9 protein-coding genes are annotated in these 14604 nt (G+C 35.2%); 1 reads left to right on the top strand and 8 read right to left on the bottom strand.

The features are described 5' to 3' along the window. Window positions 1-51 precede the first annotated feature (51 nt). The gene (gene ffh, locus LACWKB10_RS09290; protein WP_034981577.1) at window positions 52-1479 is read right to left on the bottom strand and encodes a signal recognition particle protein; all 1428 of its coding nucleotides are present in this window, start codon (window positions 1477-1479) and stop codon (window positions 52-54) included. Between the two features lie 4 nt (window positions 1480-1483). Next, window positions 1484-1825, bottom strand: coding sequence for a YlxM family DNA-binding protein (gene ylxM, locus LACWKB10_RS09285; RefSeq protein ID WP_034981574.1), 342 nt, complete (start codon window positions 1823-1825; stop codon window positions 1484-1486). 406 nt (window positions 1826-2231) lie between these two features. On the opposite strand from ylxM, the gene LACWKB10_RS09280 reads away from it, so the two are divergent. Further along, a complete protein-coding gene (locus LACWKB10_RS09280; RefSeq protein WP_034981571.1) occupies window positions 2232-3665 on the top strand; it encodes an APC family permease in 1434 nt (477 codons plus the stop codon). 67 nt (window positions 3666-3732) lie between these two features. On the opposite strand, the gene LACWKB10_RS09275 is transcribed toward LACWKB10_RS09280, so the two are convergent. The 6 genes from LACWKB10_RS09275 to LACWKB10_RS09250 form a co-directional block, all read right to left on the bottom strand. Next, window positions 3733-5157 carry a C69 family dipeptidase gene (locus tag LACWKB10_RS09275; RefSeq protein WP_034981569.1) on the bottom strand — a complete coding sequence of 475 codons (1425 nt, stop codon included), beginning with the start codon at window positions 5155-5157 and terminating at the stop codon, window positions 3733-3735. 34 nt (window positions 5158-5191) lie between these two features. Further along, the gene (gene ftsY, locus LACWKB10_RS09270; RefSeq protein ID WP_081945390.1) at window positions 5192-6376 is read right to left on the bottom strand and encodes a signal recognition particle-docking protein FtsY; all 1185 of its coding nucleotides are present in this window, start codon (window positions 6374-6376) and stop codon (window positions 5192-5194) included. 2 nt (window positions 6377-6378) lie between these two features. After that, window positions 6379-9942, bottom strand: coding sequence for a chromosome segregation protein SMC (gene smc / locus LACWKB10_RS09265; RefSeq protein WP_034981567.1), 3564 nt, complete (start codon window positions 9940-9942; stop codon window positions 6379-6381). Between the two features lie 12 nt (window positions 9943-9954). Continuing rightward, window positions 9955-10641 carry a ribonuclease III gene (gene rnc, locus LACWKB10_RS09260; protein WP_034981565.1) on the bottom strand — a complete coding sequence of 229 codons (687 nt, stop codon included), beginning with the start codon at window positions 10639-10641 and terminating at the stop codon, window positions 9955-9957. A 105-nt stretch (window positions 10642-10746) separates the two neighbouring features. Continuing rightward, window positions 10747-12516 (bottom strand): oligopeptide ABC transporter substrate-binding protein, encoded by a 1770-nt coding sequence (locus LACWKB10_RS09255; protein ID WP_034981563.1) that lies wholly within the window; start codon window positions 12514-12516, stop codon window positions 10747-10749. A 169-nt stretch (window positions 12517-12685) separates the two neighbouring features. After that, window positions 12686-14458, bottom strand: coding sequence for an oligopeptide ABC transporter substrate-binding protein (locus LACWKB10_RS09250; protein ID WP_034981561.1), 1773 nt, complete (start codon window positions 14456-14458; stop codon window positions 12686-12688). Between the last annotated feature and the right edge of the window lie 146 nt (window positions 14459-14604).

Here is a 14604-nt window from a genome sequence, read left to right as displayed (position 1 = left end):
TATAGCATTTTTTTCAAAGGGTGTAAAGTGTTTTTACTTAACAGGTGATTTTTATGAATGGTATCTTTTAACTTTCATCCGTTTTTTCTTGTTTTTCTTAAATTTTTTACCCATATGTCTCATGGCCATCCGACCCATTGGAGAATTCATTCCTGGCAAATTATCCATTCCTTTAAAATTACCCTTGGTAATTTTGCTCATCATATCGCGCGCCTGTTTAAATTGCTTAATCATTCTGTTGACTTCAACTACAGGTCGACCAGATCCAGCAGCTATTCTTCTTCTGCGACTAGGATTAAGCAACTCTGGATTTTCTCGCTCTTCTTCTGTCATTGATGAAATAATTGCTTTCACATAAACAATTTGCTTTTTATCGAAGTTGACATTCTTAAGCTGGGGATTATTTGCCATTCCTGGAATCATCTTCATCAACTGATCAAGTGGACCCATTTTTTCAACTTGCTCAATCTGATCAACAAAGTCGTTGAAATCGAAAGTATTTTCTTTCATTTTTTCAGCAACTTCTTCAGCTTTTTTGGCATCATAATCCTGCTGAGCTTTTTCAATTAAAGTCAGCATATCACCCATACCTAGAATTCTAGAAGCCATACGATCAGGATAGAATTGTTCAAGGTCAGTTAATTTTTCACCCTGACCAGTATAAATAATTGGCTTGCCGGTTACTGCTCTAATGGATAAAGCGGCACCACCACGAGTATCACCATCAAGTTTGGTCAAAATAACTCCGGTGATGTCTAAACGTTCGTCAAAGCCCTTTGCAACATCAGTTGCTGCTTGACCGGTCATGGCATCTACAACCAGCAAAATATTATCCGGTTGGGCAACTTTTTTGACGCGCTCAAGTTCTTCCATCAAAGGCTCATCAATTTCCAAACGACCAGCGGTATCAATAATGACATAATCATTTTTATCTTTATCGGCTTGGCTTAAGCCGTCTTGTACTATTTGAGCTACGTCCTTTTGATCTTTTTCACTATAAACAGGAACTTTTAGCTGGTCACCAATTTGCTGCAACTGGTCAATAGCCGCTGGACGATAAATATCACCAGCAATTAGCAACGGTCTTGCTTTTTCTTTTTGTATTAATCTGTTTGCCAACTTACCAACTGTAGTAGTTTTACCTGTACCTTGTAAACCTACCATCATTATTATTGTAGGAATATGTTTAGATTTATTGAGGGAAACTGCGCTCTCACCCATCATCTTGGTTAATTCATCGTTAACAATCTTAATGACTTGTTGACCCGGATTAAGGCTTTCCTGAACTTCTTTTCCGAGAGCTTCTTGCTTTATTTTCTTGATAAAATCTTTAACAACTTTAAAGTTAACATCAGCTTCCAGTAATGCCAGTCTAATTTCCCGACTGGCACTATTGATGTCATCTTCTGATATTTTCCCTTTACCTGTTAGATTTTTTAAGGCCTTTTGAATTCTTTCACTTAAATTTTCAAATGCCATCGAATTACTCTCCCCTCAGTTGATTTATTAGATCAGTAGTTATTTGTAAAGCTTGGCTTGACTTGCTTTTTTTGAGTGCGACTACAACTTTTGCTAGTTTGTCTTCAATCATATTGTAATCCCTCTGCATATGTAAATTATCTTCGTAATTTTTTAACAACTTGCGACAGCGACGTAAATTGTCGTAGACTGCCTGACGTGAAACATGATGATTAATGGCTATTTCTCCTAAAGACAGGTCGTTATAATAATAGTCTTCAAAATAACTTTGCTGGCTCTTGGTTAATAGACCACCATAATATGCGTATAAATCACCTAATATTTCGTTTTTTTCGAGTTCATCCATTGCCCTCACCTTGAACAAGTATAGCAAAAATGTCAGAAATTGACGATCTTGAAAGCCAAAAATTTAATTAAAGATATACTAAAATTTATTGCTTTTCTTCATAAAAATCTGTATTATTAATTTAATTAATTTTTAGGAATTTTACTATCACGGATATAGAATTATCATTCTTGAAAGTTATTAGATTAGACGGTACACGAATAAATATTAATTTTGTACCGTTTTTTATTTGAGTAATCAAACTGTTTTGAAAAAATATTTAAAAGCGTTACACTACACCTACTGTTTAAAACAAATTTTACTATATAAAATGTAAGTTCGCACTCAAGTTGTTACCCGTGTGAACTTTTTAAATGGTAGATTTCTTTCAAACAGAATGCTAAACAAAGCTAAGGAGCAATTCAGTGTGAATTTATGGAAATTAATGAATCGAAAAGAAGATCCAGATATTTATCAGGAAAAGGATGGTCACTTAGTCAGAACACTAAAAGTTCGTGACTTTTTAGCTCTGGGTGTAGGTACTATCGTTTCAACCTCAATTTTTACATTACCTGGGGAAGTTGCAGCACTGCACACAGGACCCGCTGTAGCCCTGTCATGTGTTATTGCATCTATAGTAGCTGGTCTTGTTGCATTCGCCTATGCAGAAATGGCAGCCGCAATGCCATTTGCAGGATCAGTTTATTCTTGGATCAATGTTATATTTGGAGAATTTTGGGGTTGGTTTTCTGGTTGGGCTCTTTTAGCAGAATACCTAATTGGAATGGCATTTATTAGCTCTGGTTTGTCTGCTAATCTTCGTGCATTAATAGCACCTTTAGGCTGGAAATTACCTGCTGCCCTAGCCAATCCTCTAGGCGTAAATGGGGGATTATTTGACCTTGTTGCATTACTAGCTATTTTGTTGGCTGCATTTCTAGTCAGCTTTGGAGTGTCTAAAGCTTCTCGAGTCGAAAACGTTTTAGTGGTGGTCAAAGTTTTAGCAATTTTGCTTTTTGTGGGCGTTGGCTTGACAGCTATTAAAAAAGCTAATTTCATTCCTTTTATACCGCATTATCGTCCAACAGCTCACGGACCTTTTGGTGGCTGGCAAGGCATTTACGCCGGAGTTTCGATGATCTATATTTCATTCTTGGGCTTTGATACCATTGCATCAAACTCTGCAGAAGCTATTAATCCGCAAAAGACTATGCCACGGGGAATTATCGGTTCGTTGCTAATTGCGGTTATTTTATTCGTAGCCGTCAGCTTAGTCTTAGTTGGAATGGTACCTTATCACCAATATTTAAATTCAGCTGAGCCAGTCGGATATGCTTTAAGAAAAACAGGTTTCGGACATATTGCCACTATCGTTCAGTCTGTTGCTATTTTAGGAATGTTTACTGCTTTGATTGGTCTTTGTATGGCAAGTTCTCGTTTGGTATATTCATTCGGTCGAGATGGCATGATTCCTAAGGTACTTGGTAAATTGAATAAAGAACATCGACCAGCAAACTCATTATGGACAGTTGCGGTTATTGCAATTATTATTTCTGCATTTATTCCCTTCTCATTCTTGTCACAATTAGTTTCAGCTGGAACCCTGATTGCCTTTATGTTTGTTTCTCTGGGAATCTATCGCTTAAGGCCACGCGAAGGAAAAGATATTGTAGATCCAGCTTTTAAAATGCCTTGGTATCCTGTGCTGCCATTTTTAGCGTTTCTCGGTTCTTTTGTTGTTTTCTGGGGATTAGATATACAAGCAAAAAAGTACATGCTAATATGGTCACTAATTGGTGTCTTTATTTATTTAATTTATGGCATTCGTCATTCTGCTATGAATAAGAAAATGCGTAAATAGCACTTCTCAAAAAAAAGTCTGGAAAGTTTTTCCAGACTTTTTTAATATCTTTAAATAGTATTATTATTTAAAGATTTTCATCCATATTGAACGTTAGTTTTGACATATTGATTGAATCAATCATCATCTGAGCCCAAAGCTTTTCAGAACGCTTTCTAGTATAGGCAACAGTCTCTTGATTGGCCCTGGTTAGATATGAAGTTAAATTAGTCCCTGATTTATCACCAGCTACTTCGATAATCTTATGCACACGACGACGATAGTATTGATTAAGTTCATTTAGATAATCAGTATCGAGTTGAACAAACTGTGGGTAATGCGTTTCTACAAGTGCCGCCAAGGATTTGTAGTACCACCAAGCATCGCTAAGATTATATTCCATTGATGTGTTATTGTAAGAAGGATCAGTATCATTCATATTAGCAAAGAATGGTACAAAGGGCGTGAAAGTTGGTCCCCCAATACAAAGCCACATTATTCCTGCTTTATCAGGGTCAACATCATTTCTAATCTGTAAAATGTGGGAATTTTGCGTTCTATTTAAACCAATTGGACGGAAACGATGCTTCTCTTCTTCTGAGCCTTTACCAAAAGGATCATACGGAGTGTTTTGGTAATGACTGCCGAGCACAAATTCAATGTCTTCTCTGTTTATTTTCTTAGCTGCACGCCTAATGAAAGGTAAATCACCATCGGTTGGATCTTGTTCAATTTCGGGATTAAAATATTTTTGACCGTACCAAACACGATTAGTATTATAAAACCTATCTTGTTCACTATAAGTACCAAAAATATGACGGAAATTCCATCCCTGATGATCAACATTTAAGTTGTGATCGGCAACAAATTCCTGAATTCCCTCGCTCCACATAAAGTTTGCTGTGTCAGCAAAATCTACTTGTTCAATAGAAACCCTATTTGCAGCAATTGCATAAGCATCATCTGGAATACGTTGCGCTACCCAGTGGTGGCCAGTAACAATTTCCATATACCAGATCTCATTTTTGTCACCAAAAAGAACTGAGTTACCTGCCGGTGAACCATATTTAGCTATCAGTTTGCCTAAATATTCAACTCCATTTCTAGCAGAATGAATATAAGGCAAAACAACTGACTGCATACAATCTTCATCAAGACCATCTTTTACCAGTGGATCATATGCGAGTGCTCTCTCATTACCATAAGTTGATTCAGTACAAGACATTGCCACATTTTCTTGATTAATACCACTCTCATCGTAATAACCACGGTTTTTGTAATCAACATTTGGTACAGCAGGAACGGCCTGAGCATTTTCAGGCAAGTCTAATTCAAACTTATTCAACCATGACTTAATTTTACGACCTGATTCATTTTTTGCAGCAGGTCTGATAATAAATTTTTGCGGTGTAATTGGACGAAAAGTGTCATCATTACGCGCAATCATGGTCGAACCGTCAACTGAAGCCTTTTTACCGACTAAAATTGTTGTACATGCACTGTATTCTTTCATTAAATATAAATATCTCCCTTTAAAAAATCTATTCTTAAATTAAATCATGAAATAGTCCGACAGCATAGTTTGCGGCATCAAAATCAGCTAAATCACTGGCTTTTTCACCTAAACCAACTAATTTTACTGGCAATTTCATCTCATTTCTAATTGCCAAAACCACCCCGCCCTTTGAGGAACCGTCCAATTTAGTCAAAACCAATCCTGTTAATTTGGTAGTCTTGTCAAAGTCCTTAGCTTGAAGGAGTGCATTTTGACCAGTTGAGCCGTCTAAAACTAATAAAGTTTCTGTTGGCTCTTCTGGTGCTTGCTTTTTAATTGTCCGTTCAATTTTTTCAAGCTCATTCATTAAATTCTTTTTATTTTGTAAACGACCAGCAGTATCCACTAATAAATAATCATAATTGTCTTTAATAGCTTTATCAGTCGCATCATAAACAACTGAAGCAGGGTCCGCTTGTTCCTTACCAGTTACTACTGGAACACCAACTTTTTCTCCCCATTCTGATAATTGTTCAACTGCACCAGCTCTGAAAGTATCTGCTGCCGCTAAAAGAACTGACTTCCCTTCATCTTTAAATCTTTTAGCCAATTTACCAATTGTTGTGGTTTTGCCCGCGCCATTTACACCTACAAAAAGATAAATATTCGGCTTACCATCGTTATGAGACTTTAATTTTTCATTTTCGGAATTACCACTTTGGTCATAAAGATTAACTAATTTTTCAACAATAACTTTTTTCAAATCATCTCGCGACTTGGCTTTCTGCAATTTTGCTTCATCACGCAGTTCGTCAGTCAATTCTTCGGCAGTCTCATAACCGACGTCAGACTCAATGAGTAGCTCTTCCAGGTCATCAAAGAAATCTTCATCAACAGTCCTGAACTGGGCAAAAAAGCGATTTAATCGGGCCCCAAAGCCCTGATTAGTTTTCTCTAATCCTTTTTCATATAATTCAGTTTCTTTTTCCTTTTCATTATCAGGCTCATCCTCAGTTTCTTGCTCTAAAGATTCTTCTTCCTGAAAAGCTGTCGAATTTTCGTTTTCTGATTCATTCTTTTCTGAAGTTTGTTTTTCTTCAGAGGCTATCTCTTCCTTGTTTTCTAACTCCTCAGAAGATTCTTGTTGCTCTTTTTCTGATTGATTCTGCGAATCATCAGTAGCTTTACTATTCTCTTCACCAAATAAAGATTTTTTTATCTTATCAAATAAACCCACTGTTATTTCACCTCATTTTTTAATTCTTTTAATGACACTGACAATACCTGCGATACGCCTGATTCTTGCATGACAACACCATAAAGTTGGTCTGCTTTTTCCATTGTTCCTCTTCTATGTGTTATTACAATAAATTGTGTATGCATGTCATATTCTTCTAAGAAATGTGCAAAGCGTGTGACGTTTGCATCATCAAGTGCTGCCTCCACTTCATCCAGTACACAAAATGGTACCGGTTTAACTTTGAGCATAGCAAAAAGCAATGTAATTGCAGTCAATGCCCTTTCTCCACCTGATAATAAGCTTAGTTTTTGCAACTTTTTACCCGGTGGTTGAGCAATAATTTCAACTCCTGTATTCAATAAATCTTCAGGATTAGTCAAAACTAATTTGGCACTGCCACCTCCAAAAACCACCGGAAATAATTCAGTAAAACTATGAGCTACCTCCGTAAAAGTTTTACTAAAGCGACTACATACTTCTTGATCAAGTTCTGACATCGATTTTTCTAAATTGTCTCGACCCTTTAACAAATCATTTTGTTGTGCATTAAGGAAGTCGTAACGTTTTTTGACACTTTCATATTCCTCAATTGACTTCAGATTAACTGGACCAATGTCCGCAATAGACATGCGATGCAATTTCACATTCTTTTGAAGTTGTGTCCTATTGGTCTCGTTATTTTCTGTTTCGGCTTGATTCAATGCGGCCTCATATGTTAGTGAATATTCCGTATTCAAAGTATCTAGACGTTGATCTATTTGGCTATTCAACTGTGCTATTTTCACAGAAAAATCTTTTTGTTCAGCAGCAGCATCTTTACGAAGTTCATAATTACGACTCGCTACCTGATCAAGCTGGTTAATTTTAGCATCATACTGTCCTAATTTAGAACTTAAAGTATTAAGTTGTTCCTGCAAATTTTCCTTTTTTGCAATGCCCTCTTTATTTTCGCGTTCAAAGTTCATCTTCTTTTCGTCACCAAGCACATCATTTTCATCAAGTTCTTTCAACTTTTGGGACAAAGTATTAATTTGATTTTGATGCTGCTTTGATTCATTCTTTTTATCGGATTTTTGCTTTGAAACGTTCTCCAACTTATTAGCATAAACCGCTATTTGCGGATCAAGTTCGCTTAACTTTTCCTGAACCTCTTGATTCAACTCTGAAAAGTTCTTAATACGTAATTGCAATTCACTAATATCTTGTTTTTGCTGAAGTATTTTCTCCTGCAGTTCTTTCTTCTTTTTTTCGGCAGACTTAATCTTGTTCTTAGTTTCAGTAATTTCCTGGTTGCGTTCTTGCTTTTGTTGTTCAAACAAACTATTCGCAGCCTTTAACCTGTTCACTTCTTTTTCTTGGTTTTGATACGAAAGAGCCGCTTCACCTAATTCTTGTTTAAGATTTTGAAATTTCGATGTCATTTCATTCAACTGCTGAGTTAAAATTTCATTCTTGCTTACAGCATCAGCTAACTGAGATTGTTCATTCTTAATTTTTGCTTTTAAATCATTAATATTTTGTCTTAATTGACTCAGTTCAGCAGTTGTTTGAAGTGGAGAATTGCTTTTTTGATTACGCACTCCTCCTGTCATTGAACCACCAGGTGAAATAACATCTCCGTCAAGAGTTACAATACGATAGCGAGAAATTCTCTGTCTTATCTTCATAGCATTGCTTATTGTGTCAACTATTATAGTATTTCCAAGGAGATAATTAATTGCAGGCGCAATATCTTGATTAGGCAAACTTTTAACTATTTCGCTAGCAATGCCTTGAAATCCGGAAAAAGAAGAAATTGTATTGATAGTTGAAGTTGGTATTGTATATTCTCTTAAACCGTCAAGAGGAAGAAAAGTAGCACGACCCGCATGGTTTTCTTTTAATTTATTAATAGCATCCCGAGCATCCAGTTTTGATTTAGTAACTAAATCTTGAACCCCATTCCCTAATGCTGTAGCCATTGCAGCTTCATATTTAACAGGAAAAGCAACTAATTCACCCACTGCTCCAATTACTCCGGGATAAGCAGATAAATTATTTAAAACGTTTTTGACTCCGTAAAAATAACCTTCATGACGTTTGCGTATATTTTCCAGAGCATCATAACGTGCATTTAATTGGCTAAAACGTTGTTTTTTGGTCGACAATGATTCTTGAAGCGACGACAAATTTTTTTGACTTATTTTTTGCTCATTAGTTAAATCTGCTATCTTTTGTTCTTCAATCTGACAGTTTTCTTTAAGTGACTTACCTTCAGTTTTAAGTCGGTTAAGCTCAGTAGTTTCAGTTCTTAGTTCTTCAACAACATTTTCTGTTTGAAACTGGCTATTATCAGAAAGTTTTTTCAGTTCAGAATTTAAATAAACTATTTCATTATTATTAGAAGTTTGATCTTGCAACAACTGAATATAAGCTGATCGGAGCTGCTCTAGTTTTCGGTTTAGTTGTTCAGGATCTTCTTTTAGCTGTGCGCAGAGTTCAGATCTTTTATCATTCAACTTCTCTTGCTCACTCTTTAAATTCTTTTCCTTTTCAAGCAGATCCATTCTATCATTTTCAATTGCCGATAATTGCTTTTTTAGGTCACCCAATTCAGATTGATATTCTTTTTTTGTAGCTGCGCTATACTGCTTACTTTGTACCGCAACTTGCAAATTGGTATTAATTTCAGAAAGCTTTTTAGTTAAAGAAAGTAAATCATTTTGCACCTTATCTCTTTGACTATTTAAAGTTTGATATTCTTTTCTTTTGTTTGCCACAGCTGCTTGAGAATCTTTTACTTCTCGATCCAGTTTCGATAAAAGAGTCTGATTTTCATCAGCCTTTTCCTGTTCTTTTTCTTTTTGATTATCTAAATCCTGAATTTCAAATGCCAATAAAGTTTTTAGTTCTCGATCCAGACCCTTTTTCTGAAATTGATATTCTTTAGCTAAGGAACTTTGTTCATGAAGAGGTTCAATCCTCTGCTCTAGCTCTTTGACAAGATCGTTGATGCGCACTAAATTATCAGTTGTCTGTTCCAACTGAACCTTTGCTTCTTCTTTTTGTCTCTTAAAATGAAGTACACCAGCTGCTTCTTCAAATAATGAACGTCTTTCTTCTGGACGAGAATTTAGTATTTGATCTACCCGGCCTTGAGAAATAATTGCTAAACTGTCCTGTGAAATTCCAGAATCCAAAAATAGAGCACGCACATCACGTTGTCTGACACTCTTTTTGTTGATTAAATACTCATTATCTCCAGACCTTAAAATCCGTCGAGTTATAACAACTTGATCTTCCTTAAAATTTAGTTCGTGTTTTTTATTGTTAAAAATCAGAGAAACTTCTGCATGATTTGCCGGTTGGCGGAATTCACTTCCGGCAAAAATGACATCTTTCATGTTTGAACCACGCAAGGATTTGGCACTTGATTCGCCCATGACCCATCTGATCGCTTCAGTAATATTACTTTTACCACTACCATTGGGACCAACTATGCCAGTAATACCGGTGTCAAATTTAATTTTTGTTTTTTCGGCAAAGGATTTAAAGCCGTCAATTATCAGTTCTGTTAGTGGCACACACTCATCTCCCTAATTGAGCTTACCTAGAGCAGTTTTTGCAGCTTCTTGTTCAGCGGCTTTTTTATTGTGACCCTGTCCCTTAGACAATACTTTCCCATTAACAACTAGCTGGACAGTAAAACTTGAAGGCATTTGTTCTTCTTTTAAAACTTCATATTCAATCTTAACAGGTCCATCTTGTTGCAACAATTCTTGTAAGTCTGTTTTGTAATCTCTTGAAGCATCGAATTTGCCAGCATCAATTAATGGATATACTGTTAAACTTAAAAAATGCTCGACTGCTTCCATGCCTTGATCAAGAAAAAGCGCACCGTTAAAAGCTTCAAAAACATCTTCTAAAAGAGTTTTTCGAGAACGTGCACCTGCTTTTTCCTCACCATGACCTAGATTAATCTCAGCCGGGAAACCAAATTTTTGAGCAAATTCTGCAAATCCTTCAGTATCAACGATATTGGAACGCATTCTAGTTAATTCGCCTTCATTTAGATTTCTAAAATTACGGTAGAGATAATCAGAAATTGCTAATTCCAAAACTGCATCCCCTAAGAACTCCAGTTTTTCATAATCCCGGATACCATTTTCAGGATGCTCATTAGCATAAGAAGAATGAGTAAAAGCCTCTTCTAATAAGTTAGGATTGTTAAATTTAATTTTGTATTTTGTATCTAATCGTTTAATGAATTTGGTACTAACCATTTTTTCAACTCCTTAACAATCTAAATTATACCAGTTTTTAGCGTTAAAAAAGAAAACTATTGTCCTCAAATGACAATAGTTTTCTAATCTCTTTATTAAATAACTTTATTTAGTGTAAGCAACTTTGTACCATAATTGATGCCCATTGTTTGTCTGTGATGGCTTCAATGAGTAACCAGTGATTTTACTGTTAACAGCATCAATTCTATAATCATTTTTAGTAGGAATTACATATGCTTGATCAATCATGTACTTTTGCCACTCATGGAATTTTTGAACGCGATACTTATGGTCAAAGGCTTTTTGGGAATCCATTTCTTGAATAAGTTTAGTGTTTTCAGGAGTTACAAAACGTGAATAGTTAGACATTGTTCCTTCACTATACATTTGTTCCTGAGAAGGCTCAGTGGACAAATTCCAACCTGCCAAAAACAGATCAACTTTTGGATCGTCATTTTGAACTTTATCATAGAATGAGTTGAATTCAGTCAAGCGTCCGCCAACAAGTTTAACATTCAAGCCAATCTTGTTCCACTGTTGAATAAAGTTTTGAACAATTGGTTGTTGAATGGCATTACCCGACATAGCCAAAAGATTTATTGTTAATGGCTTACCGTTTGGATTAGTACGCCACTTACCTTTCTTCTTAAAACCAGCCTTATCCAAAATTTGATTAGCCTTTTTGATGTTATAAGTGTATCCTTTGGCGCTTTTATCGAAATAATCACCAAATTGTTCTGGAATCAATGTAGGAATTTGGAAACTCAAACCATCTGTATAATGTTTATAAACATCGTCAGTATTCATAGCATAAGCCATTGCTTGACGTAATGACTTGTTACCCATTTTAGCATGGGGATTCATTACATTCTTAGACTTCTTAGCATCCCATTTACCTACCTTGAATGCTAGGTAATTATATGCCAGAGGAATCTGAGCAATAAAGTTAACTTTCTTTGTATCCTTTACTTGTTTCCATTGACTGTTAGTTACACGGGTAATATCAAATTTATGACTCTTAATCGCTTGCGAAGCAGAGTTTGGAGATACAACCTGGTATACAATCTTATCTAATTTTGGTTTACCACGCCAATAATATTTGTTTGGTACCCATGTAACTGACTGACCACGTACAACGTTTTTAACTTGGTATGGGCCAAAGAACAATGGCTTCTTTCTAATTTCATCAGAAGATTCCAATTTTGCAAAAGGAATATTCTTCAAATAGTGGTAAGGTGCGGCCATTTCCCAAATATAGCCGTTACCACTATAGTACATACCTGGTTTCAATTCCTTGCAGTGCAAAATTGCAACACGTCCATTAGGGCCATCTGGCATTTCAATACCTGAAATAGTTTTTGACTTACCCTCATGGTAATCAGACATTCCGTTAATAATATTAAATTGAGTCGCATATCTTTGTGATTTTGTTGCCTTGTTAGCAATAATTTCATATGCAAATTCAATGTCTTTAGCAGTTACTTGTTTACCATCAGACCACTTTACGCCTTTTTTAATAGTTATAGTTGCGGTCTTGGCTTTACGATCCAGTTTTAAAGTAGCCGGACCTTTATCATTAATCTTATAGTGATCGTCAGTATCAAATAAAGATTCTTGACCTGGACTAGTAACATCAGCACTTGGTTGATCCATTTGCAGCTCTTCATTAAAGACACCAGTAAATGGGGTGTTAGTAACTTCTGCCACCTTTAACGTACCGCCTTGTTTAGCGGTTTTTACGGGAGTCTGAATAGGGAATTTACTTGCTGTTTTAGCACCTTCATTACTCTTGGTGTTACTCTTACCACAAGCTACTAAAGTCAGGGTTGCAGCAGTTAAAACTCCTACAGAACCTAATAGTTTACCTTTTTTCATAACACAATTTTCTCCTTCTCCAACATCATTTATAATTTTGGAAGCAAGTTAATACCTAAATGTTAACACTTAAAATTAAAAATGCAATAGTTTTACTAATAAAATGTTAATTTTGCTTTATTAAAGTCGGAAGATGTATACATGATCATAAATAATGATAATCTGCATTTTATTTAATATAACCGACTTTGTACCATATTGGATGACCGTTATTAGTTTCAGAAGGTTTTAGTGATAAACCAGTTAATTTATTATTAACCGCTTTAATTTTATATGCATTAAAGATAGGTATGACATAAGCTTGATCAAACATATACTGTTGCCATTCATGAAATTTTTCAACACGATATTTATGGTTAAATGCTTTAGCAGAGTCAATCTCTTTAATCAATTTATTATTTTCAGGGGTAACAAACCTGGTATAGTTTGCTGGCCCACCTTCACTATATAATCCATTAGGTGATGGTTCCGTAGAAAGACCCCAAGCTCCTAAGAACATGTCTACTTGAGGATTATCGTTTTGAACTTTATCATAAAATGAATTACGTTCTGTCAGCCGACCATTTAGAAGGCCTACATTTAGCCCAATTTTATGCCACTGTTGCAAGTAATTTTGTATAATTGGTCCTTGTGTAGCATCGCCCGACATGGCTAAAAAGTTAATTTTTAGAGGTTTACCATTGGGCTGAATGCGCCACTTACCTTTTTTCTTATAACCAGCCTTATCTAAAAGTTCATTAGCCTTTTTTAAGTTATATGAAAATCCTTTAACATTTTTATTATATACATCACCATATTGCTTTGGAATTAATGTTGGAATTCTGAAACTCAGATTGTTATTATAACGTTTATTGACATCCTCTACATTCATGGCATACCCAATAGCTTGCCTTAAGGCTTTATTATTCATTTTACTATGAGGATTCATAACATTTTTACCTTTTTTGGCATCAAATTTGCCGACCTTAAACCCTAGGTATGAGTAATATAAAGGAATTTCTGCAATAAATCTCACATCTTTAGTATCTTTTACTTGTTTCCACTGAGCATTAATAACTTGAGCAATATCAAACTTATGTGATTTGATTGCTTGAGAAGTAGAATTAGGGGAAACCACTTGATAAATAATTTTATCCAGTTTTGGTTTGCCTTTCCAATAGTATTTGTTTGGTACCCATGTAGCTGACTGTCCACGAACTAGTTTATCTAACTTATAAGGTCCAAAATATATTGGTCTTTTTCTAACTTTATCTGAGGATTCGAGTTTGCTAAAAGGTACATCCTTTAAATAGTGATATGGTGAAGCTGATTCCCAATAATAGTCATTACCACTAAAGGCCATTCCTGGTGTCATATAGGAAAAATGCAATATCATTTTGCGACCATTATCACCGTCTGGCAATTCAATTCCTGAAATTTTTTTAGCTTTGCCCTCATGATATTCTTTCATTCCTTTCAGAACTTCCATTTTAGTAGAATATCTTTGAGCTTTAGTATTTTTATTAGCCAATATTTCATATGGATATGCCATATCCTTAGCAACCACTTGTTTGCCGTCTGACCATTTAACACCCTTTTTGATTTTAATAGTTATAGTTTTGTTTTTTTGATCCAGCTTCATTGTTGCTGGACCTTTATCATTTATTTTGTAATTATCATCTGTATAAAACAAAGATTCTTCGCCGGGTGAAGCAACTTCTGCGTCAGTCGCAGTTACACTTAACTCATCAGTAAATATTCCTGTAAAGGGCGTATCTGTTTCAACGGCAACTCTAACAGTTCCACCTTGCTTTGTTTCCTTTTTTGGCAAAGCATTTGGAAATTTACTTGCTTCCTTCGAACTGTCCTCATTATTACTTTTATTTGCTTTATTACAACCAACCAGAGCCATGGCACATGTAGCTATAATACCGATGGAGCATAAAAAATTTTTTTCTTTCATCATTCTTCTCTCCTTACAAAAGTACAAACACGATTTAAAACCTAAATCAAATAATAACAAAAAAGATTAGTAAAATAAATATTTTATTAATTATTAATTAAAATTTTCTATAAAATACCTTTTCATATTAGCAAAAATAAAACTCA

Origin of the sequence: Lactobacillus sp. wkB10 (genome assembly GCF_000760615.1) — a bacterium.
Classification (GTDB): domain Bacteria; phylum Bacillota; class Bacilli; order Lactobacillales; family Lactobacillaceae; genus Lactobacillus; species Lactobacillus huangpiensis.
Note: the sequence above shows the minus strand (reverse complement) of the source record. Positions and strands in the feature narration are given on the sequence as shown.

Bases quoted from the DNA above. Each gene is read 5' to 3' on its own strand.
- rnc (WP_034981565.1), bottom strand. From the start codon at position 10,641: ATGGTTAGTACCAAATTCATTAAACGATTAGATACAAAATACAAAATT.
- ylxM (WP_034981574.1), bottom strand. From the start codon at position 1,825: ATGGATGAACTCGAAAAAAACGAAATATTAGGTGATTTATACGCATAT.
- LACWKB10_RS09275 (WP_034981569.1), bottom strand. From the start codon at position 5,157: ATGAAAGAATACAGTGCATGTACAACAATTTTAGTCGGTAAAAAGGCT.
- LACWKB10_RS09250 (WP_034981561.1), bottom strand. From the start codon at position 14,458: ATGAAAGAAAAAAATTTTTTATGCTCCATCGGTATTATAGCTACATGT.
- LACWKB10_RS09255 (WP_034981563.1), bottom strand. From the start codon at position 12,516: ATGAAAAAAGGTAAACTATTAGGTTCTGTAGGAGTTTTAACTGCTGCA.
- ffh (WP_034981577.1), bottom strand. From the start codon at position 1,479: ATGGCATTTGAAAATTTAAGTGAAAGAATTCAAAAGGCCTTAAAAAAT.